The following is a 25,678-nucleotide window of genomic DNA, read 5'->3' as shown; positions in this document are numbered from 1 at the left end:
ACCGAGGTGCCTATATCGCAGGCAAGCCAGCTCCCACATTGATCCTCAGTGTCTCTGGTATTTGGGTTCTAAAACGCAAACGTCCCATCAAACACTGGCTTGTCATCCAGTGCCAACACCCCGCTGGCAAAGATCAAATCCAAATGATGGCTGCCTTTCTGCCCGCCACCCAAGCCCAGGTGCAAACCGCAGTGGCGCTCTTCAAACCCGGCGTTGCGCGCATACAAATCCTTGACCCCTTCATTGGTGCCAATCCCCAGCTCTTCCACGCGGCGGTTGGACGGGTTGGCATTCAGGTATTTGTTGAAGTCATCCGCCAGCCCCGGCACGTCGCTGGCCACGCTGCAAATCGTCGAGTTCTCGATCCACAGCTCCAGCGGTGATTGCAGCACGCCGTATTTGCGCGCAAACGGGATGGTGCTCAGAAAGGTGCCGACAAACCGCACCTGGCCGTTGATGGCCTCGCTGTGGGTGGCGATCTCGCCTGGCGCCAGGTCGTGGTTGCCGACGCCGTTGATATTGGTCCACTTCTTGATGCTGCTCATCGGCGCTTCCAGGCGTGAGCCGTGCTTGTCGGTAAAGCTCAGCACGTTGGCCTGGGACATGCGCCGGATCAGCGTGGCGTTGAGGTCGGCAATGCGCTGTGGCTCGACGCTGAAGGTGTCGTAGAAGTAGTCGCCATAATCCTTGAACAGCAGGGATTTCTTCCAGTGCTCAGCCATCACGCCGTGCAGGGCGCGGATGAAGTCCGGGCCTTCAGCGCGTGGGTTGGGCAGGGTCGAGGAGTCGTAGAGAAACAGGTACAGGTCGCAGGCTTCGATGGCTTGGGCCAGGGTCTCGCTGGCGGCCAGGTCCAGGCGCTGCACCTGGAAATTGAAGCGGGCGGCGCTGCCATGGGTGATCGTTTGGGCGATGGCGTCGTAGCGCTCAGTATGGCCCAGCAGCACGGTAGGGCGGCTCAGGCCGTTGAGGGCCGGGTGGTGTGCGAGGTAGTAGAGAAAGTGTTCGACGGCGCGGGCCTTGTCCATGACGTGTGTCCTTGTGTGCCTTGGGTAAGGGGGCAGATGCCGTGCACTGCATCTGCCGGATGCCTACCGGGTGTTAGAAAGGCCACATCGCCGTGCCAAATGGCACAACGGCATCGGCTTGCATCATTTCAACGGCGGCCTCATGGGTCGGCGCTTCAAACCAATCGTCGAGTTGCAGTTCGGTTTCCAGGTCGTTTTCCAGTGCTTGCATGGTGTATCTCCTAGAGGACGTTGTTTGAGAACGGCTTGCCAGCGGGCTTCGCTGGGCAAGTGGAAGAACCTAGGCGAGAGTGTTTCGGAATGCAAAAAATTTATTGACACGGTCTCATTTGGATTTTTTCTTCTGTTTTTTCATCGCTTATGTTTTTCCAGAAAAAACAGCGAGCTGGCTGAACCGATTGATCAGAAATTGCCCGCCGACAATTTTCTGGAGGGTGACGGATTCAGCTGCCTGTAACGCTGGGTTTACGCGATGTAACGTAAAAATTACGCAATGGGCCAGTCATTTATGGGCGGTGTCTTGCTGTAAGGAATCTCTGACAGATTGTCGCAAGCGCTCTGCGGGGGCGCCCAGAAGCTGTCGAGCGATGTACAATGCGCCGCGTTTTACTGTGACCCTCCTTGCGTTCCCACGCAAAAGGCCAAGACCCAGGGTTTACCCACCCTGATCACTCCGCCCTGCCACGAGCCGGACGGGTTCGATTTCGTCACAGATAAAAACAAACAGGTGACGCATGACCGTTAGAAAGACGCTGTACTCCTGGTGCCTGCGCTGGGGTTTGAGCGGCGCTGCTTGAGTCGAGATTCAAGGCAGCAACGTGCATTCAACATCATCAAACCTTGCGTGAGACCCTTTTCATGAGTGGACCCCATTCCCCTTCAGGCGAGCTGAAACGCGGCCTGAAAAATCGGCATATCCAGTTGATCGCCCTCGGCGGCGCCATCGGCACCGGCCTATTCCTGGGCTCGGCTGGGGTGCTCAAATCCGCCGGCCCTTCGATGATCCTCGGCTATGCCATCTGCGGCTTTATCGCCTTCATGATCATGCGCCAGCTCGGCGAAATGATCGTCGAAGAGCCGGTCGCCGGTTCCTTCAGCCACTTTGCCCACAAGTACTGGGGCGGTTTCGCCGGCTTCCTGTCGGGCTGGAACTGCTGGATCCTGTACATCCTGGTCGGCATGTCGGAGCTGACGGCTGTCGGCAAATATGTGCACTACTGGTGGCCTGAGATCCCGACCTGGGTCTCGGCAGCAGCGTTTTTCGTGCTGATCAACCTGATTAACTTGGCTAACGTCAAAGTCTTTGGTGAAGCCGAATTCTGGTTCGCCATCATCAAGGTGGTGGCCATCGTCGGCATGATCGCCCTGGGCAGCTACTTGCTGGCCAGCGGCAGCGGCGGCCCGCAAGCTTCGGTCAGCAACCTGTGGGAGCACGGTGGGTTCTTCCCACACGGCGTGGGCGGATTGGTGATGGCCATGGCGATCATCATGTTCTCCTTCGGCGGCCTGGAAATGCTCGGCTTTACCGCAGCCGAAGCTGACCAGCCACGCACCGTGATCCCCAAGGCGATCAACCAGGTGATCTACCGCATCCTGATCTTCTACATAGGCGCACTGGTAGTGCTGTTGTCGCTGACGCCATGGGACAGCCTGCTGGCGTCCCTCAACGCGTCCGGCGATGCCTATAGCGGCAGCCCGTTCGTGCAGGTGTTCTCGATGCTGGGCAGCAACACTGCCGCGCATATCCTCAACTTCGTGGTGCTCACTGCGGCGCTGTCGGTGTACAACAGCGGCACCTACTGCAACAGCCGCATGCTGCTGGGCATGGCCGAGCAGGGCGATGCGCCCAAGGCCTTGGCGAAAATCGACAAGCGCGGCGTACCGGTGCGTTCGATTCTGGCCTCAGCGGCGATCACCCTGGTGGCGGTGCTGATGAACTACCTGATCCCGCAACACGCGCTGGAACTGCTGATGTCGTTGGTAGTGGCCACGCTGGTGATCAACTGGGCGATGATCAGCTTCTCGCACTTCAAGTTCCGCCAGCACATGAACCGCACCGGCCAAGTGCCGTTGTTCAAGGCGCTGTGGTACCCGTACGGCAACATCCTCTGCGTGGCCTTCGTGGTGTTTATTCTGGGGACCATGTTGATGATCCCGGGCATTGACCGTTCGGTGTACGCAATCCCGGTGTGGGTGGCGTTCATGGGGCTGTGCTACTGGATCAAGAACAAGCGCAGCGCCGAAGCGGCACTGACCGCGACGAGTGCGGCGTTGAAGTAAGCCGTATCGCATCAACAGAAAACCCGGCGCCTTGCCGGGTTTTTTGTGGGCGTCGACAGGTTAAACTCGCGACCTTGTTTTTATCGACCCTTGCCTAGGAGGCCCCATGCAGCACACCGACATCGACGGCGGCAGCTTGCAGCGCGATGCGCTGGAAGACTTGATCGACCAGCACAGCGGGCCGTTGCGCCTGATTGGCGTGGACCTGAGCGGGGCGGATCTGTCGCGCATGGTGCTGGACCACTGGGTGTTCGAGCGTTGCATTCTGGTGCAGACGTCCTTCCTGGGTTCGCGCCTTGAAGGCACCCAATGGACCAGTTGCCGCGCAGCCCACGCCATATTCGAGGCGGCGAACCTGTTGGAGGCGCAGTTCAACAGCTGTGACCTGAACAACACCCGCTGGCAGCGCAGCAAACTGTCCCAGGCCAGTTTTGCCCACTGCAAGCTGACCGGCGCCAACTTCACCCACTGCGCGTCCCTGGGCTTGAGCTTCAGCGAAACCCGCCTTAACAGCGCGTTTTTGTCCGGCCTGTCGTTTGCCCGAACGGTGCTGAATAACTTGGACTTTTCCGACAGCGACTTGTCGGATGCTGACTTTCGCAAGGCCGAATTGATCGACTGCAGCCTCGCCCATGCGCGTATCAACGGCGCCAATTTTGCCGGTGCCGACCTGCGCGGTGCGGATTTGAGCGGTTTTCGCCTCAATGATGCCAAACTGTTCAAAGGCGCCGTGATTTCCAAAGCCCAGGCGTCGATGTTGTTGTCCGAGTTGGGCTTGTCCGTTGCCTAAGGTTTTTGAGTGATGCTGGTTATTTCCAACAACGTGCACCTGCCCGATGCCGAGATCGAGCTGACCGCCATTCGCGCCCAAGGCGCCGGTGGGCAGAACGTCAACAAGGTCTCGAGCGCGGTGCACTTGCGGTTTGATATTCCGGCGTCGTCGTTGCCGGACTTTTACAAGGAACGGCTGCTGGCGCTGCGCGACAGCCGTATCACCAGTGAAGGCGTGTTGGTGCTCAAGGCCCAGCAATACCGGACCCAGGAACAGAATCGCGCGGACGCGCTGGAACGCTTGGTGGAGTTGATCCTCAGCGCCACTAAAGTCGAGAAGAAGCGCCGCCCGACCAAACCGACGTTGGGCTCAAAGAAGCGTCGCCTGGAGTCCAAGACCAAGCGCGGCAGTATCAAGGCCGGGCGCGGTAAGGTCGACTTCTAGGCGTCGCGCATCTCGCGGGCTTTGGGCGCTTTCCGGTACAGGTACACGCTCAGCAGCAAGCCACCGGCGGCGGCGAGGGCGGCGAAGAGGAAGATCGAGGCAAAGCCGAAGCCTGCCGCCACTGCACCCGCCAGTGGGCCGGTGATGCCCAGCGACAAGTCGATAAACAGCGAATAAGCCCCCACCGCCGAACCACGGCTGGAGGCTGGCACCAGATTGACCGCCTCCACCCCCAGGGCCGGAAACACCAGGGAAAAGCCAAACCCGCTCAACGCCGCGCCAGCCAAGGCCAGGTGAGCATCCGGTGCCAGCCACAGCAACAACAGGCCGAGGATCTCCACCGACAGGCAGGCAATCGCTACGCGAAACCCACCGATACGGTTGATCAAGTTGCCGAACAGCAGGCGTGCGCCGATAAAACTGGCGCCGAACAGGCTCAGTGCCCACACCGCGTTGTCCCAGTGTTGGGTGGTGTAATACAGCGTGATAAACGTGGCGATGGTGCCAAATCCGATCGAGCCCAAGGCCAAGGCGCAGCCGTGAGGCAGCACGCGGCCCAGCACGTTCATGAACGGCAGGCGCACACCGGCCACAATCGGTGCCGCGACCTTGTTCCAGGCCAAGAGCACGCCCAGCACTGCCAGCACAATGATGCTGACGCCCATACTCCATAAGCCGAAATGACTGACCAGCACCACCCCAAGCGGCGCGCCGACGGCCAGCGCGCCGTAACTGGCGATACCGTTCCACGAGATGACCTTGGCCGTGTTGGCTGCGCCGACCCGGCCAATGCCCCAGCCGATGGCGCCTGAACCCACCAGGCTTTCTGCGCTGCCCAGCACCAGTCGCCCGATCAGCAGGCTAATCAGGCTGACGGCCGGCAGGCTGGAAAACCACGCTGCCAGCAACATGAACACGCCGCTCAGGCCGCAGCCCGCCAAGCCGATCAACACCGCGCGCTTGCTGCCCAGGTTGTCGATGATTTTGCCCGCGTACGGGCGGCTCAGCAGCGTGGCCAGGTATTGCACGCTGATCACCAAGCCGGCGATAACGGCGCCGTAGCCCAGTTCACTGTGCACATAGCCCGGCAACACGGCCAGGGGAATGCCGATATTCAGGTAACCGATAAAGGTGAACAGCACGATGGAAACGACTTGCAGCGTGACCGCCATCGGGCGCTGGGTATCTGGCATGGGAGAGGTCCACTGTCGCAGCAGGTAAAGATAGGCTGCTAATGATACCGGCGCGGGGGCCGGGCGGGGCGGCAAAACAGCAAAAACTTCAGATTACCCAATGATCAGGGTTTGGCGGGCGTCAGCATTTGCGTGGTCACCAGGGCGGCCAGGGCGTTTTCCTGGGTGCCAAAGCGCTTGAGCAGCAAGGCTTGTTTGTCGGCGCTGAGGCGGTTCCAGACGTCGACCATCTGCAGGGCGGCGTCGAGTACAGCGGCGTCCGGGGTATCGGGGGACGTGTTGAGGTCGTTATCGGTCATGGCGGGTATCTCGTGATTCAGGCTGTGTGGAAAGCGCTCAATGGTGCGCTTTCCACACGGTCTGGTACGGCGTCAGTCCTGGCGTTTGCTGTCGACTGGTTTTGCTTCTTTGGCCTCAGGCTGTTTGTTGCTGGCCTGATGTGGTGTTGGCTGCTCAGTTGGGTGCAGGCTTGGGAAGGGGAGATTAGGTATCTCGTGCATCGTCGTCGCTCCTCGCAAGGTCTGTTTTATCAATCGCAGTGTGATTGCGCGCTCTCAAAAAGCCTTGGCAGGATACAGCACTGAAAATGACAAAAAGAATTTTATGTCGACGGATGTACTAATTTTAATTTTTAAAGCAAGTGACAAGAGTAGAAGGAGGTCACAGGTAAAAGCGCGCACTAGAACGGCACCTTGCCCAAAATCATGTCGCGGTACATCACAAAATCGCCCAACAGGCTGTAGAACGGGTGTTGAAACGTCGCCGGGCGGTTCTTTTCGAAGAAGAAGTGGCCGATCCAGGCAAAGCTGTAGCCGGCGATCGGCAACGCCAGCAGCAGGCCCAACGAACCTCTGCCAATCGCATACGCCAGAATGCCGATCACCAATGTGGTGCCGATAAAATGCAGGCGCCGGCAGGTGCTGTTGCCGTGTTCGCTCAGGTAGTAAGGGTAGAACTCGGCGAAGCTATTGAATTGTTTGATGTTTTGCACAATGTCCGGCCCTTGGGTGGTTGTGCCGCCCAACAGATGTTCGGCGGGGAGCTTATTTGAGTCTAGAGTGATCAGTGGTAACAGCCAGTGACAATAGATGCCACTTTAGTATCCTTGGCTTCCTGGCTGCCGGTTGAGCCTGCTTTTTTCAAGAAGACGCCATGAGCGAACGAACAACTTCTGCAAGCTGGGCGATGGGAATAGTCAAGGCGTTGGAAATGGACGGCCTGGATTGTCGTGTCTTGTTCAAGCAGCTGGGCCTGGACTACGCCGCCCTCAGTGACCCGGACGCGCGTTTTCCGCAAGACTCCATGACCCGGCTGTGGCAACGGGCGGTGGAGCTGTCGGGCAACCCGGCGATTGGCCTGAACATGGGCAAGGTGGTGCGCCCGGCGTCGTTTCATGTGGCCGGTTATGCGCTGATGTCCAGCAACACCCTGGCCGAAGGCTTTATGCGCCTGGTGCGCTACCAGCGCATCATCGCCGAAAGTGCTGACCTGAGTTTCCGCCTGTTACCCGAAGGCTATGCGCTGATTCTGACGGTACACGGCGATCATCTCCCACCCACCCGACAAAGCGCCGAAGCCTCGCTGGCCAGTGCCTTGGCATTGTGCGGCTGGTTGACCGGCCGCAGCCTGCAACCGCGCAAAGTGGTGTTGCAAGGCGATCAACCGGCCGACCTGGCGCCTTACAAACAAGCCTTCCATGCGCCCCTGGAATTCAATGCGCCTTATGACGCGCTGATTTTCGAGCAGGCCGACATGGATGCGCCGCTGCCCACGGCCAATGAGGCCATGGCGCTGCTGCATGATCGGTTTGCCGGTGAATACCTGGCGCGGTTTTCCGAGAGCCGCGTGACCCACAAGGCCCGCCAGGTGCTGTGCCGTCTGCTGCCCCAGGGCGAGCCCAAGCGCGAAGTGGTCGCCCAGACCTTGCACCTGTCCCAGCGCACCTTGCAGCGGCGCTTGCAGGAGGAGGGCACCAGTTTCCAGACCTTGCTCGACGACACCCGTCGCGAACTCGCCGAGCAATACCTGGCGCAGCCGAGCATGACCCTGCTGGAAATTGCCTACCTGTTGGGCTTTGCCGACCCGAGCAATTTCTTCCGCGCGTTCCGCCGTTGGTTCGATGCCACGCCCGGCGAATACCGGGCGCGGTTGCTGGAAGCGTCGACGTTCAGTGCCGCCAAAATGCCGGAATGCACAGAACAAAGACTGTAATGATCTCCAGCCTTCCGAGCAGCATGCCCAGCGACAAGATCCACTTGGCCGCATCCGGCAGGCTGGCGAAGTTGCCGGCCGGGCCGATGGTTTCGCCCAGGCCCGGGCCAACGCCCGACACAGTGCTGGCGGCGCCGGTCAACGCGGTCATCCAGTCCAGCCCCAGCAGCGACAGAGCCAGGGCAATGGCGCAGATGGTGATGGCGAAGAAAAACGAGAACGTCAGGATCGAACGCACGATCTCTTCATCGAGGCGGTGGCCGTTGTACTTCTGCTTGATCACCGCACGCGGGTGAATCAGCTGGTTCAAGTTGGCCTTGAGCAGGATATAGGCGACCTGGAAGCGGAAGATCTTGATCCCGCCCGCCGTGGAGCCCGAGCAACCGCCGATGAACCCCAGGTAGAAGAACAGCATCAGTGAGAAGTTGCCCCAGATGCTGTAGTCCCCGAGTGCAAAACCGGTAGTCGTCACCACTGACGTCACGTTCACCGCTACATGGCGCAGCGCCTCCAGCCAATGCAAATCGGTGGTCCACCAGTACCAGGTGCCGAGCACCAGCCAGGTCACCAGCAGCAAACCGAGCATGCCTTGCACTTGCTGATCTTTGATCAGTGCCCTTCGGTTGCCGCGCAACGTGGCCACGTACAGGGTGAACGGCAAGCTGCCGAGGATCATCACCACCACGGCGACCCAGTGCACGGCAGGCTGTTTCCAGTGGGCGAGGGATTCATCGGAGGTGGAAAAGCCCCCGGTGGAAATCGCCGACATCGCGTGGTTGATCGCATCAAACAAGCCCATCCCAGCCCACCAGAACGCCAGGCTGCCGAAGATGGTGATGCCCACATACGCCGCCACAATCAGCCGCGCCACCATGTGCGAGCGCGGCATGACTTTTTCTGAGCGGTCGGAGGATTCGGTCTGGAACAGGCGCATGCCACCAATGCGCAGCAGCGGCAGGATCGCCACCGCCATGCCGATAAAGCCGATGCCGCCCAGCCAGTGCAGCATCGAGCGCCACATCAGGATGCCGGGGGACATGCTGTCCAGCCCGCTCAATACCGTGGACCCGGTAGCGGTGATGCCGGACATGCTTTCGAAGAATGAGTCGGTGTAGCTGATGTGCTGGGTCAGCAAGAACGGTAGCGCGGCGAACACGCACACCACCACCCAACTGCTGACCGTGAGCAGGTACATGTCTCGGGGGCGCAGGTGCACGTGCTCGGGGCGGCCGGGGATGACCAGGGCCAGGCCGGCGAGAAAGGTGATCAGGCTGGCCCACAGGAACGAGGGCAGGTCGCTGGTGCGCTCGAAGATCACCAGGGTGGCCATCGGGATAACCATGGCGATCGCGAGGGTGATCAGGAAGATGCCGATGATGAAACCGATGATGCGTAGGGTCGGCAACGCCATGAAGTTCGCTCGGGTGCTGGAGGACAGGCGCCATTCTACCTGGGGTGCAGGGCATGTAAACCTGAAGCCTGAGATCAATGAAGATCAACAGTGGAAGCTGGCTTGCCTGCGATGGCGGTGTGCCATTCGATAACTCAGTTGCCTGACACACCGCTATCGTAGGCAAGCCAGTTTCCACAGAGGTCACGGGGTATTCGAGAGGGCGCATAAAAAAGGCGGCCCGAAGGCCGCCTCATTCAACTCACGCCTGATCAGAACTCGTGATCAGCGCTGTCCGGGTTCAAGTCGCTGATACCCAGCTTGCCGGCAGCTGTTTCGATCGAACCGGTCTGCTTGACCAGCGCGGCAATCGCATCACGCACGATCTGGTTGCCGGCATCGTTACCCGCAGCAATCAGCTGGTCGTAGTGCTCACCCTGGTTGGCGTGGTCAACCATGACCTGGATCTTCGCTTCGGTCGACGCCAGGTCGGCCTTCAGTGCGGTGTCGGCAGCCGGGTCGGCCTTGGCCACCAGCGACGACAAGCTCGTGCCGGTCATCTTGGTACCGTCGACGCGGGTGTACTCGCCCAGGTAAACGTTACGAATACCCTTGGCATCGTAGAAGTGCGAGTTGTGCGTGTTGTCGCTGAAGCAATCCTGCTCGTCTTCCGGCGAGTTGGCTTCCAGCGAAACCTTCATGCGCTCACCGGCCAGCTCGCCGAGGGAGAGGCTGCCCATGCCGAACAACATTTTGCGCAGGCCGTCGGTGGCAGGTTCGGCTTCCAGGGTGGCGCGGTAGTTGTCTTCGACGTTGGGTTTCCAGTTGCCGACCATTTCTTCCAGGTCGCTGACCAGCAACTGAGTCACCGCGCGCAGGTAAGTGCGACGGCGCTCGTTGTGGCCGCCAGTGGCGCCATCACCGGTCATGTAGTCGGAGGCGGGACGGTTGCCCGCGCCAGGGCCGGTGCCGTTGAGGTCTTGGCCCCACAGCAGGAACTCGATGGCGTGGTAGCCGGTGGCGACGTTGGCTTCGGAGCCGCCCAGCTCATTGAGGCTGGCGAGTTTGTCCGGGGTGATTTCCTTGACGTCGATCTTGTCTTCGCCGACTTGGATCTGGGTGTTGGCGATGATGTTGGCGGTGGCGCCTGGGTTACCCAGGGCGTGCTCGTAGGATTTGTCGGTGTAGTCGATCAGGCCTTCGTCCAAGGGCCAGGCGTTCACCTGGCCTTCCCAGTCGTCGATGATGGTGTTGCCGAAGCGGAACACTTCGCTCTGCAGGTACGGTACGCGCGAGGCGATCCAGGCGGTACGGGCTGCTTTCAGGGTTTGGTCGTTCGGGTTGGCGAGGAACGTGTCGATTGCGGTTTGCAGGGTTTTCGCAGTGGATTCGGCATCGCTGTACACCGCGAACACCATGTCAGCGTAATGCGCGACCACGGCCTTGGCGGCCGCTTCGTCGACCTTGCCGGCAGGTGCGGCAGCCGCTGGAGCGGTAGTGCTGGCTGCCGGCGTCGGCGCTTGAGGCGCGGCGGCCTTGTCTTTACCTTCGCCGCAACCGGCGAGAGAAATGGCAATGGCCAGCAGACTGGCGGTGGCCAGGGGCATACGAATCATGGCGAACATCCTGCTTCGGTTGTTGATAGGACGCGCGGGGGCGCGCAAAAGCTGCGACATAATGCGAAAGATTTGCATTTTGTGTAAAGGGTTATACGCGGGAAATATTTAGTATTGCTTTGACCGTTCAGAGAATCGCTGCGTTATTGCGCTCGGACTGTTTCAAGTAAGCGGCCAACTCTCGGGCCGGCAATGGTTTGCTGTAGTGGTAACCCTGACCTTCGTGGCAGCCCTCGGAAATGATGTAGGCCTCTTGCTCGGCGGTTTCCACGCCTTCAGCGATCACCTGCATGCCGAGGCTTTTGCCCAGTTGAATGATGGCGCGAACGATGGTTGCATCGTCGTCGTCATCCAGCAGGTCCTGAACGAAGCTCTTGTCGATCTTGATCTTGTCCAGGGGCAAGCTTTTGAGGTAACTCAAGGACGAATAGCCGGTGCCGAAGTCATCAATCGCGATCAGCGCCCCGGAACGTCGCAGGCTCAGCAAGTGCTGGGCGGCGGTGCTGATGTCTTCCATCAGGCCGGTCTCGGTCACTTCCAACTCAAGGCTGCGTGGCGGCAGGCGGTAGATCTGCATCAGGTTGTTGACCACCCGTGGCAGCTCGGTGTGGTGCAACTGCACGGTGGACAGGTTGACCGCCATGCGCAGGGTGGTGAAGCCCAGGTCATGCCACTCGCGCAATTGCCGGCAGGCTTGGTCCAGCACCCATTCGCCAATCGGAATAATGGTGCCGTTCTGTTCCGCCAACGGGATGAACAAGTCGGGCGGCACCAGGCCGTGCTCCGGGTGCTGCCAGCGGATCAGCGCTTCGACGCCGACCACGCGGTGGTCGCGGTAGCTGATTTGCGGCTGGTACACCAAGTGAAACTGGTCACGGCTGAGGGCATCGCGCAGGTCTTTTTCCAGCTCGCGGCGCCGGCGCATTTCACTGTCGACGCTGGCGATATAGAACTGATAGCGGTTGCGCGAGCGGCTCTTGGCCAGGGTCATGGTCTGCTCGGCTTTTTGCAGCAGCTTCTCGGTGCTGTCGCCGTCTTCGGGGAACAGGGTGATGCCGATAGTGGCGCGCAGGCGAATCTGCTCATGATCGAGGGCGAATTCGGCTTCCAGGTCGTCCAGGATGCTTTGCGCCAGTTCGGCGGCTTCGTAAGGTTGGTCGATATCGGCCTGCACCAGCGCAAACTGGTCGCCGCCCAGCCGGGCCAAGGCGCCGAGGCGGCCGCTGTGGGCACGCAGACGGTCGGCCAGGGCCAGCAGCAATTTGTCGCCGGCCTGGTAGGTGAACTGTTCGTTGACGCTTTTGAAGTCATCCAGCCCTACGCACAACACCGCAACGCGACGTTGGCGGCGGCCGGCGTCGATCAGAATTTTGTCCAGTTGCTCCTGCAACTTCTGGCGGTTGGGCAGGCCGGTGAGAAAGTCGTACTGGGCCATGCGCAGCAGGCTGGACTCGGCCTCGTGGCGCAAGTGGGTGTTGCGCTCGATGGATTCAAGCAACTGGTTGGCGGTGTTGATCCACAGCCCCAGTTCGTTACGTTCGTGGCCTTTGAGCTGGGGAATCTTGTGTTCGCTGGGCCGGTCCGGGTTGATCGAGGTCAGGTGCTCGATAATCCGCGATAACGGCTTGGTCAGCAGCCAGTGATAAACCAGGTACAACACCAAGCCCATGGCCAGGGCACGCAATACACCGGAAATAAAGATGATCACCGAGCTGACCAGAAAGCCTTTGCCATAGGTGGCCGTGTCGAGGGTGATGCTCAGGTCGCCGTAATACTCGCTGTAGGGGCCTTTGCCGACCAATGACGTGGTGAAGGTGCGTTCCTGGCCAAGAATCAGGTCGGTCAGCCAGCGGGTGGGCGATTGCTGCAACGCGCGAGTTTTTTCCGCGAGCATGGTTTCGTTGGGGTGGCCGATGGAGGCCATGCGCACGGCTTCGTCCTGAAACAGGCCTTCGATCACCTGCATACCCATCTCGCGGTCCAGGCTGTAGACGGCCTGGGTCGAGGGGTCGCGAAACATGTCGAGGATGCGCTGGGCATCACCGGCCACGGCCTGGCGCGTCTTGTAGGCATCGAACACGATCTGCGCCGCGCTCAGCGCCACGCCCACGATCAATGCCGACAGCAGCACAACCCGTAGCAACTTCACCGACAAGCTGTTTTTGAGTTCCAGCTTCAAAGGGGCATTCCTTGTTCCATGCGGGTGGCCTCAATATGCCATGAGTATTGGCAATCTCGTGATGGCAGTCAAAGGAACATTAGGGCATCGGCGGGTTTGGTGACGAACTTGAAGGGAGGGTGACAGCGAAGGGGGAAGGCGGGGGGCAGGCGGATGGGGAATCCGCCTGCCTGAGACAGCTCCCTAAGAGCACAGGGCGCTTGGGGAGCGAATGCGCTCATGTCTCTATCAGCTGTGCTGATTGATATTGATATTCATCGATTGCGGGGCGTCATAAAATCTGACGGGGTAAAACCTGTGATTTCTGACAGTTTTTTATAGCGATTGGCTATAGACCGGGCTGTTTAATAGCAGCGATGGGCGAGGGTGTGCGGCGGGCATAAAAAAACCGGAGCCCTTGGCGGGGCTCCGGTTTTTAAGCAGATCACGGATTATTGATTAATCACACAAGTGATCAGCGGTACAGCAAGGTGTGCTTAAGCAGTAAAGGTCTTGCCTTCGAACTGCTCAGCCACGAACTTCCAGTTGACCAGGTTCCAGAACGCTTCCACATACTTTGGACGCACGTTGCGGTAGTCGATGTAGTAAGCGTGTTCCCAGACGTCGCAGGTCAGCAGCGGGGTGTCGCCGCTGGTCAGCGGGTTGCCGGCGCCGATGGTGCTGGCCAGGGCCAGGGAACCGTCAGCCTTTTTCACCAGCCAGCCCCAACCGGAACCGAAGGTGCCGACGGACGTCTTGGTGAATTCTTCTTTGAACTTGTCGAACGAACCGAACGCAGCGTTGATGGCATCGCCAAGTGCGCCGGTTGGTTGGCCGCCGGCGTTTGGCGCCAGGCAGTTCCAGTAGAACGTGTGGTTCCAGACCTGAGCGGCGTTGTTGAAGATGCCGCCCGAAGAGGACTTGACGATTTCTTCCAGGGTCTTGCCTTCGAACTCGGTGCCTGGCACCAGGTTGTTCAGGTTCACGACATAGGTGTTGTGGTGCTTGTCGTGGTGGTATTCCAAGGTTTCCTTGGAGATGTGCGGCTGCAGGGCATCGTGTGCGTAGGGCAGCGGCGGCAATTCGAAAGCCATGATGATTCTCCTAATCAGGTCAGTTGCGGTGAGCGCAAGGCCGATCACGGGCGGCCAAACAAGCGCCGGGGAGTTTGTACTCTTTGCGGCGCAGGGTCCGGATCATAGCACCGGGGGTGCGGCAAAACCACGCAACAACTGTGTGGGATAGAGGTTCCAGAGCGTTTTGGAATATTCATCAAGCACTGATCAATTGATACGCCACGCTGAACATCATGACCGCCACCAAAAGGTCCAGCAGCCGCCAGGTAGCAGGGCGTGCCAGCCACGGCGCCAACCACGCGGCGCCTAATGCCAGGGTGGCGAACCACAGGAACGACGCGCTGGCCGCGCCGGCCACGTAGGCGCCGGGTTCAGTTTGCTGAGCGCCTAAAGAGCCAATCAGCAAGACGGTGTCCAAATACACATGCGGATTGAGCAACGTCACCGCCAGGGCGCTGAGTAACACCGCGCGCAGGGAGCGCACCTTGAGGTTTTCGCCTTGACCTAGGCTTTGCTTGGAAAACGCGCGACGCAGCGCCAAGGTGCCGTACCACAGCAGGAACGCCGCGCCGCCCCAACGGGCAACCGCCAGCAGCAGCGGGTTTTGTGCCAGCACTGTGGCCAGGCCGAATACCCCGGCAGCCACCAGAATCGCATCACATACGATGCACAGCGCCGCCACCGGTAGGTGATGCTCACGGCGCAGGCTTTGCGCCAACACAAACGCATTCTGGGTGCCGATCGCCATGATCAGGCCGAGGGCTACCAGCAGCCCGTTCACGTAGCTTTGCCACATAACCTTTACTCCGCGTTTGCTGCCAAGTGGCGCAATACATCCATGGCTCGCTCAGCATCGCTGCGGCCGACAAACAGGTGGTCGTGATAAAAGCCGGCGATCACGTTGCAACTGATGCCGGCCTTGCCCAAGGCGCTGGCGAAGGCAGCGGTCAGGCCTACCGCCTCCAAGGCCGAATGCACGTTCAAGGTGATCCACGCGGCGACATAGTCGAAGGCCAATCCGGCCTGTTCAGCGTGTTGGCGGTCCAGGATCAACGTCAGGCCTTCCTGCTCGCGGAAGCTGCCGATCACCTCGCAGCCGGGCGGGATACGGTTGTCGGGCAGGGTGCAGAACACATAATCGCCCTCATTGAGCTGTGGGCTCATGCTGCGCAGCAGGGTTGCCAGGGCGGTTTCGCCAGCCATGTGTGGGTTCCTTAATAGAGAGAGACTCAATGCTGGTCATTCTCATGGGCTAGGCTGTATAAGAAAAACCAATATTGCTGATCGCCCATTAGAGAAACTGATGTTCGACTATAAATTGCTTTCCGCCCTGGCGGCGGTGGTGGAACAGGCCGGCTTTGAGCGCGGCGCCCAGGTGCTGGGGTTGTCGCAGTCGGCGATCTCCCAGCGCATCAAGTTGCTTGAGGCGCGTGTCGGCCAGCCGGTGCTGGTGCGGGCCACACCGCCCACACCTACCGAAATCGGCCGGCGCCTGCTCAACCATGTGCAACAGGTGCGCTTGCTCGAGCGCGACCTGCAAAGCCAGGTGCCGGCGCTGGACGAGGAGGGCATGCCCGAGCGCCTGCGCATCGCACTGAATGCCGACAGCCTCGCCACTTGGTGGGCTGAGGCTGTCAGCGACTTTTGCGCCGAGCAGCATTTGCTGCTGGACCTGGTGGTGGAAGACCAGACTGTGGGCCTTAAACGCATGCGCGCCGGTGAAGTGGCGGCCTGCATTTGCGCCAGCGAGCGCCCCGTGGCCGGCGCGCGCAGCCTGTTGCTCGGTGCCATGCGCTATCGCGCGCTGGCCAGCCCGGCTTTTATTGCGCGGCATTTCCCTGAGGGCGTGCGTGCCGATCAATTGGCGCGAACGCCGGCGCTGGTGTTCGGCCCGGATGATTTCCTGCAGCACCGTTACCTGGCGTCCTTGGGCGTGGACGGCGGTTTCGAACACCATTTATGCCCATCCTCCGAAGGCTTTATCCGCTTGACGGAAGCCGGCCTGGGCTGGGGGCTGGTGCCGGAATTACAGGTGCGCGACCAGCTGCAAACCGGCGTATTAGTCGAGTTATTGCCATATAAGCCCATCGATGTGCCGTTGTACTGGCATCATTGGCGCAGTGGCGGGCAGTTGTTGGGCCTGTTGACCGACCATCTGGCCCAGGCCTGTGGCCAATGGTTGGTGCCCTATCAGCAGTAACAAGCGTCAAGCTGCAAGCTGCAAGAGAAAAGCTTGCGGATCGTTTTTAACTTGTGGCTTGAAGCTTGACGCTGGCAGCTGCATCCGTAGGAGGCTACATGAAGATTCTGGTCACCGGCGCAAGCGGCTTCATCGGCGGGCGCTTTGCGCGTTTCGCTCTGGAGCAAGGCCTGGACGTGCGGGTCAACGGGCGGCGCGCCGAAGGTGTGGAGCACCTGGTACGGCGCGGCGCCGAGTTTATCCAGGGTGATTTGAACGACGCCGATCTGGTGCGCCACCTGTGCCGCGATGTTGAAGCCGTGGTGCATTGCGCCGGCGCCGTCGGGCTGTGGGGCAAGTATCAGGACTTCCATCAAGGCAATGTGCTGGTCACCGAAAACGTGGTTGAAGCCTGCCTCAAGCAACGCGTCGGGCGACTGGTGCACTTGTCATCGCCGTCGATCTACTTCGACGGGCGCGACCACCTCGGCCTGACGGAAGAACAAGTGCCCAAGCGCTTCAAGCATCCCTACGCCGCCACCAAGTACCTGGCGGAACAGAAAGTGTTCGGCGCCCAGGAGTTCGGCCTGGAAGTGCTGGCCCTGCGCCCGCGCTTTGTTACCGGTGCCGGTGACATGAGCATCTTCCCGCGCCTGTTGAACATGCAGCGCAAGAACCGCCTGGCTATCGTCGGCGACGGCCTGAACAAGGTCGACTTCACCAGCGTGCACAACCTCAATGAAGCGCTGCTGAGCAGTTTGCTGGCCACCGGTTCGGCGCTGGGCAAGGCCTACAACATCAGCAACGGCACGCCGGTGCCGGTGTGGGATGTGGTCAACTACGTGATGCGCCAGATGGACATGCCCCAAGTCACGCGTTATCGCTCTTACGGTTTGTCCTACAGCGTGGCGGCGTTGAACGAGGCATTTTGTGCGATGTGGCCGGGGCGCCCGGAGCCGTCACTGTCGCGGTTGGGCATGCAGGTGATGAACAAAGATTTCACGCTCGATATCAGCCGGGCGAGGCATTATCTCGACTACGAGCCCAAGGTCAGCTTATGGACTGCACTCGACGAGTTCTGCAGTTGGTGGCGAGCCCAGGCTCCGGGGCGCCAGTAAGCTCACACCCGGCAACACTTCGGGAACCGAATTCGCGGTTCCGGGTCGATCAGTGCGGCGCAAGCGCGGTTTATACTCGCGCTGCTCGGCTTTTCAGGTAGCTATCTCACCGATTCAGGGTTGATTCATGCGTAACGATGCTAAAGACGATTTCGACAACGTTCCCAGCCTGCGGGCCGACATCGGGGACGATGATGATTTCGAGCCGAGCCCCGCCACGTCGGTGCGCTCGCGCAATCCGAAGGTGGTCAAGGTCAAGAGCGCCAGCACCGGCCCGCTGTGGGCTTTGGTCGGCGCGCTGTTGATCGCCTTTGCGGGTCTTGCCTGGTGGAGCTTCCAGCAGATTTCCCTGATGGGCCAGCAATTGGTCGCTACCCAGGAAAGCTTTGCGCGCATCAGCGAAGAAGCGGCGGGGCGCCTGCAGGATATTTCCGGCAAGGTGGTGGCCAGCCAAGCCAGCGTGAACAACGGCAGTGAAGCGCTCAAGTTGCAGATCAAGCAGTTGGAAGCGCAGTTACAGGAGCAAGGCAAGCAGCAGGTCGGCGTCGCCGGCCAGGCCTCCGAACTGGACCAGCGCCTGGCACAAATGACCGCCAGCACCGCCGACCTGTCGAGCGCGAATGCCAAGTTGCAGGGCCAGGTGCAGGCGCTGACCGACGCAGTGGCAACCCTCAAAGCGGCGCAAGGTGAAGTCAAGGATCTGTCTGCCGACGTGGCCACCCTGAAGAAACAGGGCAACCCGAGCGCGGCCATTGCCCGCCTGGAACAGGACCTCGTGGTGCTCAAAAGCGCGCAGGACAACCCGACGGTTAACAGCGATGCGCCGACCAATAAAGAGTTTGATGTGTTCCGCATCCAGACCACGCGCAATATCACCACCCTGCAAAGCCAAGTGCAAAACCTGCAGCAACAGCTCAACGCGCCAGCGAAGATCAGGGACCATCTTTTGAATTGTCACCGGCTGGTGACATTTCCGTTCCCCTTCGTTACTTGCCCTGATCTCACCCTTGTTTAGACTCCGGTCATCCCATAAAAAATAATAAGGGCTACCTATGACCACGCAACCACTGCCTGCCAGCAGTTGGCTGAACGCACCTGCCCATCACACTTGGCTCGCCCACGAAGGCCTGCGCCTGCTAGCATTCGCCAAGGCCTCGCGCCTGCCAGATGGCTTCGGCAACCTCGACGACAACGGCCAACTGCCGGCCGATGCCCACGCCGAAACCATGAACACCGCCCGCATGACCCACAGCTTCGCCATGGCCCACGCCATGGGGTTGCCCGGTTATGCCGACCTGGTGGCGCACGGCGTTGCGGCGCTCAGCGGGCCATTACGCGATAGCGAGCACGGCGGTTGGTTTGCCGCGCCCCATGCCGTGGATGGCAACCGTGGCAAGGCCGCTTACCTGCATGCGTTCGTCGCCCTGGCCGCCAGTTCGGCGGTGGTGGCGGGCGCGCCCGGTGCACAAAACCTCTTGAACGACGCCGTGCACATCATCGACCAGTTCTTCTGGAGCGAGGAGGAAGGCGTCATGCTCGAATCCTTTGCCCAGGGCTGGAGCGGTGTTGAGGCTTATCGCGGCGCCAACAGCAACATGCACGCCACCGAAGCATTCCTGGCCCTGGCCGATGTGACCGGTGACACGCGCTGGCTCGACCGCGCATTGCGCATCGTCGAACGTGTTATCCACACCCACGCCGCCGGCAACCAGTTCATGGTCATTGAGCACTTCGACGCCCACTGGAAGCCACTGCTCGGCTACAACGAAGACAACCCTGCCGACGGTTTCCGCCCTTATGGCATCACCCCCGGCCACGGTTTTGAATGGGCGCGGCTGGTGCTGCACCTGGAAGCCGCGCGCCTGCAAGCCGGGTTGGCCACGCCGGACTGGCTGGTAACCGATGCTCAAGGCCTGTTCGCCAGCGCCTGCGAATACGCCTGGGCCGTAGATGGTGCGCCCGGCATCGTCTACACCCTGGACTGGAACCACCGCCCGGTGGTGCGCGAGCGCCTGCACTGGACCCATGCCGAAGCCAGCGCCGCCGCCCAAGCGTTGCTCAAGCGCACCGGTGAGCTGCATTACGAAACCTGGTATCGGCGGTTCTGGGAGTTCTGCGAAAGCCACTTTATCGACCGCATCCGTGGCAGCTGGCACCACGAACTCAGCCCACACAACCAACCCAGCAGCAAGATCTGGGGCGGTAAACCGGACCTTTATCACGCCTGGCAAGCGGTGGTGCTGCCTGCGCTACCCTTGTCACCCAGCATGACCAGTGCGTTAGGGCAGGGCTGCTATGTCACCAAGTGGTGACATTTGTACGTCCCTTTGTTACCTGCGCCTGGAAAATCCCTGTTTAAACTCCGTGCAGCGCAAGCTCTAGACTTGCATGCATAACAACAAGAAAAGGTACTCAGATGAACGCGATTAATCGCCTCGCCGTTGCTATTTCCATTGCCTCGTTGTTTCCCCTCAGTGCATTTGCCGCCGACTCGAAAGGGACGGTTGAAGTTGTGCATTGGTGGACCTCCGGCGGTGAAAAGGCGGCTGTAGATGTCCTGAAGGCCCAAGTTGAAAAAGACGGCTTCACCTGGAAAGACGGTGCCGTCGCAGGTGGCGGTGGTGCCACCGCGATGACTGTGCTGAAAAGCCGCGCAGTCGCCGGCAACCCACCCGGCGTTGCCCAGATCAAAGGCCCCGACATCCAGGAATGGGCGTCCACCGGCTTGCTCGACACCGACGTGCTCAAAGACGTCGCCAAAGAAGAAAAGTGGGACTCCCTGCTCGACAAGAAAGTCTCCGACACCGTGAAGTACGAAGGTGACTACGTCGCCGTACCGGTCAACATCCACCGCGTTAACTGGCTGTGGATCAACCCGGAAGTCTTCAAGAAAGCCGGTATCACCAAGAACCCGACCACCCTCGAAGAATTCTACGCAGCCGGTGACAAGCTCAAGGCCGCGGGCTTCATTGCGCTCGCCCACGGTGGCCAGCCTTGGCAGGACAGCACCGTATTCGAAGCGGTCGTACTGTCGGTGATGGGGGCTGATGGCTACAAGAAAGCCCTGGTCGACCTGGATAACGCTGCGCTGACCGGTCCTGAAATGGTCAAGTCCCTGACCGAGCTGAAGAAAGTCGCGACCTACATGGACGTCGACGGCAAAGGCCAGGACTGGAACCTCGAAGCAGGCAAGGTCATCAACGGCAAGGCCGGCATGCAGATCATGGGTGACTGGGCCAAGTCCGAGTGGACTGCCGCCAAGAAAGTCGCCGGTAAAGACTACGAGTGCGTAGCCTTCCCAGGCACCGACAAAGCCTTCACCTACAACATCGACTCCCTGGCGGTGTTCAAGCAGAAAGACAAAGGCACTGCTGCCGGTCAGCAGGACATCGCCAAAGTCGTGCTGGGTGAGAACTTCCAGAAAGTCTTCAGCATCAACAAAGGCTCGATTCCGGTTCGGGTCGACATGCTGAACAAAATGGAATCGTACGGGTTCGACTCCTGCGCCCAGACCGCAGCCAAAGACTTCCTGGCAGACGCCAAAACCGGCGGCCTGCAGCCAAGCATGGCGCACAACATGGCCACCACCCTGGCTGTGCAAGGTGCGTTCTTTGATGTCGTGACCAACTTCATCAACGACCCGAAAGCCGACCCGGCCGACACCGCCAAGAAACTCGGCGCTGCGATCAAGTCTGCCAAGTAACGGTTAGCAGCTGGTCCTTGTGAGGGGAAACCCCCTGACCCCTCACAAGGCTTGTTCCTGTAGTCCTTTTCTCTGTACTGGATTTTCCCATGAGTTCTGTTGCTGTGTTCAGCAAGGCCTCGCCGTTCGATGCACTGCAGCGCTGGCTCCCTAAACTGGTGCTGGCGCCCAGCATGCTCATCGTGCTGGTGGGCTTTTATGGCTACATCCTGTGGACGTTCGTTCTGTCGTTCACCACTTCCACGTTCCTGCCAAGCTACAAATGGGCGGGGCTTGCGCAATACGCGCGGTTGTTCGACAACGACCGCTGGTGGGTAGCGAGCAAGAACCTGGCTGTTTTTGGCGGGATGTTTATCGGCATCACCTTGGTGATTGGCGTGACCCTGGCGATTTTCCTCGACCAGAAAATCCGGCGCGAAGGTTTTATTCGCACCATTTACCTGTACCCGATGGCGCTCTCGATGATCGTCACCGGTACTGCCTGGAAATGGCTGCTCAACCCGGGCATGGGCCTGGACAAACTCCTGCGTGACTGGGGCTGGGAAGGCTTCCGCTTGGATTGGCTGATCGACCCGGACCGCGTTGTGTATTGCCTGGTGATTGCTGCCGTGTGGCAAGCCTCCGGCTTCATCATGGCGATGTTCCTCGCTGGCCTGCGTGGCGTTGATCAGTCGATCATCCGTGCCGCCCAGATAGACGGCGCGAGCCTGCCGCGTATCTACTGGAGCGTGGTACTGCCAAGCCTGCGTCCGGTGTTCTTCAGTGCGGTGATGATCCTGGCGCACATCGCCATCAAGAGCTTCGACTTGGTTGCGGCAATGACCGCCGGTGGCCCGGGCTACTCGTCCGACTTGCCCGCGATGTTCATGTACTCGTTCACCTTCAGTCGTGGCCAGATGGGCATGGGCTCTGCCAGTGCAATCCTGATGCTCGGTGCGATCCTCGCGATCATCGTGCCTTACCTGTACTCCGAGCTGAGGACCAAGCGTAATGACTAGTCTCGCTTCCAAACCAACCATCAGCCTGAGTCGCATCGCGATCTACACGGTGCTGATCCTTGCTGTGCTGCTGTACCTGGTGCCGCTGGTGGTGATGCTGTTGACCAGCTTCAAGACCCCGGAAGACATCAGCACCGGCAACCTGCTGAGCTGGCCCACCGTGGTCACCGGCATCGGCTGGGTAAAAGCTTGGGCCACCGTCGATGGCTACTTCTGGAACTCGATCAAGATCACCGTTCCGGCGGTGCTGATTTCCACTGCCATCGGCGCATTGAACGGCTACGTGCTGTCGTTCTGGCGCTTCCGTGGTTCGCAGCTGTTCTTCGGCCTGCTGTTGTTCGGCTGCTTCCTGCCGTTCCAGACCGTGCTGCTGCCGGCCTCTTTCACCCTCGGCAAGATGGGCCTGGCCAGCACCACCACCGGCCTGGTGTTTGTGCACGTGGTCTACGGGCTGGCATTTACCACACTGTTCTTTCGTAACTACTACGTCAGCATTCCGGATGCGCTGATCAAGGCGGCACGACTGGACGGTGCAGGGTTCTTCACCATCTTCCGGCTGATCATTCTGCCGATGTCGACGCCGATCATCATGGTCTGCCTGATCTGGCAGTTCACCCAGATCTGGAACGACTTCCTGTTCGGTGTGGTGTTCTCCAGCGGCGACTCGCAGCCCATCACGGTGGCGCTGAACAACCTGGTCAACACCAGCACCGGGGCCAAGGAATATAACGTGGATATGGCGGCGGCGATGATCGCCGGGCTGCCGACCCTGCTGGTCTATGTGATCGCAGGCAAGTATTTCGTGCGCGGCCTCACGGCCGGCGCGGTCAAGGGGTAATCATGGCTACGCTTGAACTTCGCAATGTAAACAAGACCTATGGCGCCGGCCTGCCCGACACCTTGAAGAACATCGAACTGTCGATCAAGGAAGGCGAATTCCTGATCCTGGTCGGCCCTTCGGGGTGTGGTAAGTCCACGCTGATGAACTGCATCGCCGGTCTGGAAACCATTACCGGCGGCGCCATCATGATCGGTGATCAGGATGTGAGCGGCATGAGCCCCAAGGACCGTGACATCGCCATGGTGTTCCAGTCCTACGCCCTGTACCCGACCATGAGCGTGCGCGAGAACATCGAGTTCGGCCTCAAAATCCGCAAGATGCCTCAGGCGGATATCGACGCCGAAGTGGCGCGCGTGGCCAAGCTGCTGCAGATCGAGCACCTGCTTAACCGCAAGCCAGGCCAACTGTCCGGTGGCCAGCAACAGCGTGTTGCCATGGGCCGCGCCCTGGCGCGTCGGCCGAAGATCTACCTGTTCGACGAACCGCTGTCCAACCTCGACGCCAAGCTGCGCGTCGAGATGCGCACCGAAATGAAGCTGATGCACCAGCGCTTGAAAACCACCACTGTCTACGTCACCCACGATCAGATCGAAGCGATGACCCTGGGCGACAAAGTGGCGGTGATGAAGGACGGCATCATCCAGCAGTTCGGCACGCCGAAAGAGATCTACAACGACCCGGCCAACCTTTTTGTGGCAAGTTTTATCGGTTCACCTCCGATGAACTTCATTCCTTTGCGCCTGCAGCGCAAGGACGGTCATCTGGTGGCGCTGCTCGACAGCGGCCAGGCCCGTTGCGAGCTGCCGCTGAGCATGAATGACACCGGCCTTGAAGACCGTGACGTGATCCTGGGCCTGCGCCCGGAGCAGATCGTGTTGGCGGCGGGTGAAGGTAATGGTTCGTCGAGCATTCGTGCCGAAGTCCAGGTCACCGAGCCGACTGGCCCGGACACCCTGGTATTCGTGCAACTCAACGACACCAAAGTCTGCTGCCGCCTGGCACCCGACGTGGCACCGCAGGTGGGCGAGACCCTGACCCTGCAGTTCGACCCGGCCAAGGTCTTGCTGTTCGACGCCAAAACCGGCGAGCGCCTGGGCGCTGCTGCTTCATTGCCTGCACACGGGCATGCCGACAATGTGGCCCAATTCAAAGGCCGCTAATGCAGATAAGTTGTTGTTTTAGATAAAAATGTAACCCGCGTTAGATAAAAACAGTTTAATAACAATAAAGACGAGGATGTAGGGATGAAAAAGCAACACAACAACACCCGGCTGATCTGCCAACTGTCAGCAGCAGCAGCCCTGGTATTGTCCGCCAATGCGATGGCGGCCGATGCATTCAGCGCCGACTCCAAGTGGATGACCGGCGATTGGGGCGGCGAGCGGACCAAGCTCATCGAGCAAGGTATCGACATCAAGGCTGACTACGTTGGGGAAGTGGGCGCCAACCTGCGCGGCGGCTACAACGACGACAAAACTGCCCGTTACGCTGACCAGTTCGGCCTGGGCGTAGCACTGGATCTGCAAAAGCTGTTTGGCTGGGATAACACCCAGGCCAAGATCCAACTCACCAATCGTAACGGCGCGAACATTTCCAATGACCGTATTGGTGACCCGCGTGCCGGCACCTTGAGTTCGTCTCAAGAAGTTGATGGCCGAGGCCACATGGTGCGTCTGACCCAGTTCTGGATTCAGCACCAGATGTTCGACAACAAGTTGGACGTCAAACTCGGTTACTTCGGTGAAGGCGAAGACTTCAACACCTTCCCATGCGACTTCCAGAACCTGTCGTTCTGCGGCTCGCAAGTGGGTAACTACGTTAACACCTGGTACAACTGGCCGGTCAGCCAGGCCGCGATCCGCGTGAAGTACAACATCACGCCTGAGCTGTATGCGCAAATCGGTGCTTACAACCAGAACCCATCGCAACTGGAGCACGGCAACGGCTTCAAACTCAGCGGCAGTGGCACCAAGGGCACCGTATTGCCGGTGGAATTGGTCTGGTCGCCGAAGGTCAATGGCCTGCCGGGCGAATACCGTGTGGGTTACTACAAGAGCACCGCCGACGCTACCGACGTACGTGAAGACGTCAACGGTAACGACGCTGGTACCACCGGCGCGGCCTTCCGCGTTCGTAGCAGCAAGAGCGGCTACTGGGGCGTTCTGCAACAGCAGCTCACCACGCACAATGGCGACGCTTCACGCGGCTTGAACATCGCGGCCAACGTGACCTTCCATGACAAAGACACCAACGTCGTCGACAACTACCAGTCGCTGATGCTTGTGTATAAAGGCCCATTCGACGCGCGCGCCAAAGATGACATCGGTATCGGTGTTGCGCGTATCCATGCCAACAGTGACGTGAAGAAAAACGCCGAGTTGCTCAATGCCGCTGGCGGCTTCACCGATTACGACCAACTGGGTTACGCGCCACTGCGTAACACCGAGTACAACGTCGAGCTCAACTATGGCGTCCACGTCACCAATTGGCTGACCGTGCGTCCTAACTTGCAATACGTCGTCCACCCAGGTGGCGTGAACCAAGTCGACAACGCGCTGGTAGCGGGCCTGAAAATTCAGTCTACGTTCTAACGCTGTTGCGATAAGCTCCTTCTCTCTGTGCGCATTTCGCGGATAGCCATGGCTATCCGCTTTTTTTTGGGCAGCACGAA

At 59.9% G+C, this 25,678-nt stretch carries 23 protein-coding genes and 1 pseudogene; 13 read left to right on the top strand and 11 right to left on the bottom strand.

The features are described 5' to 3' along the window. Nucleotides 1-68: 68 nt before the first annotated feature. Nucleotides 69-1,028, bottom strand: coding sequence for a M29 family metallopeptidase (locus GJU48_RS18845; protein WP_094950826.1), 960 nt, complete (start codon nt 1,026-1,028; stop codon nt 69-71). Nucleotides 1,029-1,101: 73 nt separating this feature from the next. After that, on the bottom strand, nt 1,102-1,239 hold the full coding sequence (locus tag GJU48_RS24965) for a hypothetical protein (protein ID WP_003175756.1): 138 nt from the start codon (nt 1,237-1,239) through the stop codon (nt 1,102-1,104). Nucleotides 1,240-1,886: 647 nt separating this feature from the next. On the opposite strand from GJU48_RS24965, the gene GJU48_RS18840 reads away from it, so the two are divergent. The 3 genes from GJU48_RS18840 to arfB all read left to right on the top strand — a co-directional run bounded on the left by GJU48_RS18840 (nt 1,887) and on the right by arfB (nt 4,524). Then, nucleotides 1,887-3,308 carry an amino acid permease gene (locus GJU48_RS18840; RefSeq protein WP_094950828.1) on the top strand — a complete coding sequence of 474 codons (1,422 nt, stop codon included), beginning with the start codon at nt 1,887-1,889 and terminating at the stop codon, nt 3,306-3,308. Between the two features lie 106 nt (nt 3,309-3,414). Further along, a complete protein-coding gene (locus GJU48_RS18835) occupies nt 3,415-4,098 on the top strand; it encodes a pentapeptide repeat-containing protein (RefSeq protein ID WP_094950829.1) in 684 nt (227 codons plus the stop codon). Between the two features lie 12 nt (nt 4,099-4,110). Next, on the top strand, nt 4,111-4,524 hold the full coding sequence (gene arfB / locus GJU48_RS18830; RefSeq protein WP_034109044.1) for an alternative ribosome rescue aminoacyl-tRNA hydrolase ArfB: 414 nt from the start codon (nt 4,111-4,113) through the stop codon (nt 4,522-4,524). Here the strand turns inward: arfB and GJU48_RS18825 are convergent. From GJU48_RS18825 to GJU48_RS18815, 3 genes are all read right to left on the bottom strand, one after another. After that, complete coding sequence (locus tag GJU48_RS18825; protein ID WP_094950830.1) at nt 4,521-5,717, bottom strand: MFS transporter; 1,197 nt, start codon at nt 5,715-5,717, stop codon at nt 4,521-4,523. The two genes, arfB and GJU48_RS18825, sit on opposite strands and share 4 nt — an antisense overlap. 104 nt (nt 5,718-5,821) lie before the next feature. After that, nucleotides 5,822-6,016, bottom strand: a complete 195-nt coding sequence (locus GJU48_RS18820) for a hypothetical protein (protein ID WP_094950831.1) — start codon at nt 6,014-6,016, stop codon at nt 5,822-5,824. A 380-nt stretch (nt 6,017-6,396) separates the two neighbouring features. Further along, complete coding sequence (locus tag GJU48_RS18815) at nt 6,397-6,708, bottom strand: DUF962 domain-containing protein (protein ID WP_094950855.1); 312 nt, start codon at nt 6,706-6,708, stop codon at nt 6,397-6,399. A 161-nt stretch (nt 6,709-6,869) separates the two neighbouring features. Here GJU48_RS18815 and GJU48_RS18810 point away from each other — a divergent pair, with 161 nt between their 5' ends. Further along, on the top strand, nt 6,870-7,928 hold the full coding sequence (locus GJU48_RS18810; RefSeq protein ID WP_094950832.1) for an AraC family transcriptional regulator: 1,059 nt from the start codon (nt 6,870-6,872) through the stop codon (nt 7,926-7,928). Here the strand turns inward: GJU48_RS18810 and GJU48_RS18805 are convergent. From GJU48_RS18805 to GJU48_RS18780, 6 genes are all read right to left on the bottom strand, one after another. Continuing rightward, entirely contained in the window at nt 7,885-9,339 is a 1,455-nt protein-coding gene (locus GJU48_RS18805; protein WP_094950833.1) for a TrkH family potassium uptake protein, read from the bottom strand. The two genes, GJU48_RS18810 and GJU48_RS18805, sit on opposite strands and share 44 nt — an antisense overlap. A gap of 251 nt (nt 9,340-9,590) precedes the next feature. Next, complete coding sequence (locus tag GJU48_RS18800) at nt 9,591-10,934, bottom strand: imelysin family protein (protein WP_094950834.1); 1,344 nt, start codon at nt 10,932-10,934, stop codon at nt 9,591-9,593. A gap of 127 nt (nt 10,935-11,061) precedes the next feature. Continuing rightward, nucleotides 11,062-13,113 carry a putative bifunctional diguanylate cyclase/phosphodiesterase gene (locus GJU48_RS18795; RefSeq protein WP_094950835.1) on the bottom strand — a complete coding sequence of 684 codons (2,052 nt, stop codon included), beginning with the start codon at nt 13,111-13,113 and terminating at the stop codon, nt 11,062-11,064. A 476-nt stretch (nt 13,114-13,589) separates the two neighbouring features. After that, nucleotides 13,590-14,186, bottom strand: coding sequence for a superoxide dismutase (locus GJU48_RS18790; RefSeq protein ID WP_094950838.1), 597 nt, complete (start codon nt 14,184-14,186; stop codon nt 13,590-13,592). A gap of 178 nt (nt 14,187-14,364) precedes the next feature. Then, complete coding sequence (locus GJU48_RS18785; protein WP_094950839.1) at nt 14,365-14,964, bottom strand: LysE/ArgO family amino acid transporter; 600 nt, start codon at nt 14,962-14,964, stop codon at nt 14,365-14,367. 5 nt (nt 14,965-14,969) lie between these two features. Continuing rightward, a complete protein-coding gene (locus GJU48_RS18780; RefSeq protein WP_094950840.1) occupies nt 14,970-15,371 on the bottom strand; it encodes an ACT domain-containing protein in 402 nt (133 codons plus the stop codon). A 100-nt stretch (nt 15,372-15,471) separates the two neighbouring features. On the opposite strand from GJU48_RS18780, the gene GJU48_RS18775 reads away from it, so the two are divergent. The 9 genes and pseudogenes from GJU48_RS18775 (at nt 15,472) to GJU48_RS18735 (ending at nt 25,598) form a co-directional block, all read left to right on the top strand. Next, nucleotides 15,472-16,368, top strand: a complete 897-nt coding sequence (locus GJU48_RS18775; protein WP_094950841.1) for a LysR family transcriptional regulator ArgP — start codon at nt 15,472-15,474, stop codon at nt 16,366-16,368. Nucleotides 16,369-16,466: 98 nt separating this feature from the next. Then, a complete protein-coding gene (locus GJU48_RS18770; protein ID WP_094950842.1) occupies nt 16,467-17,465 on the top strand; it encodes an NAD-dependent epimerase/dehydratase family protein in 999 nt (332 codons plus the stop codon). A gap of 127 nt (nt 17,466-17,592) precedes the next feature. Next, nucleotides 17,593-18,396: pseudogene (locus GJU48_RS18765) on the top strand (ATPase); the annotation flags it as partial. A gap of 121 nt (nt 18,397-18,517) precedes the next feature. Next, complete coding sequence (locus GJU48_RS18760; protein WP_094950844.1) at nt 18,518-19,777, top strand: D-mannose isomerase; 1,260 nt, start codon at nt 18,518-18,520, stop codon at nt 19,775-19,777. 104 nt (nt 19,778-19,881) lie between these two features. Next, complete coding sequence (locus tag GJU48_RS18755) at nt 19,882-21,168, top strand: ABC transporter substrate-binding protein (RefSeq protein WP_094950845.1); 1,287 nt, start codon at nt 19,882-19,884, stop codon at nt 21,166-21,168. 89 nt (nt 21,169-21,257) lie between these two features. After that, complete coding sequence (locus GJU48_RS18750) at nt 21,258-22,166, top strand: carbohydrate ABC transporter permease (protein WP_094950846.1); 909 nt, start codon at nt 21,258-21,260, stop codon at nt 22,164-22,166. After that, nucleotides 22,159-23,004 carry a carbohydrate ABC transporter permease gene (locus tag GJU48_RS18745; RefSeq protein ID WP_094950847.1) on the top strand — a complete coding sequence of 282 codons (846 nt, stop codon included), beginning with the start codon at nt 22,159-22,161 and terminating at the stop codon, nt 23,002-23,004. The genes GJU48_RS18750 and GJU48_RS18745 overlap by 8 nt, the downstream gene beginning before the upstream one ends. 2 nt (nt 23,005-23,006) lie before the next feature. Next, nucleotides 23,007-24,167, top strand: coding sequence for an ABC transporter ATP-binding protein (locus GJU48_RS18740; RefSeq protein ID WP_094950848.1), 1,161 nt, complete (start codon nt 23,007-23,009; stop codon nt 24,165-24,167). 84 nt (nt 24,168-24,251) lie between these two features. Beyond that, a complete protein-coding gene (locus GJU48_RS18735) occupies nt 24,252-25,598 on the top strand; it encodes a carbohydrate porin (protein ID WP_094950849.1) in 1,347 nt (448 codons plus the stop codon). Nucleotides 25,599-25,678: the final 80 nt, after the last annotated feature.

The sequence above is a fragment of the Pseudomonas sp. IB20 genome (assembly GCF_009707325.1).
Taxonomy (GTDB): Bacteria; Pseudomonadota; Gammaproteobacteria; order Pseudomonadales; family Pseudomonadaceae; genus Aquipseudomonas.
Note: the sequence above shows the minus strand (reverse complement) of the source record. Positions and strands in the feature narration are given on the sequence as shown.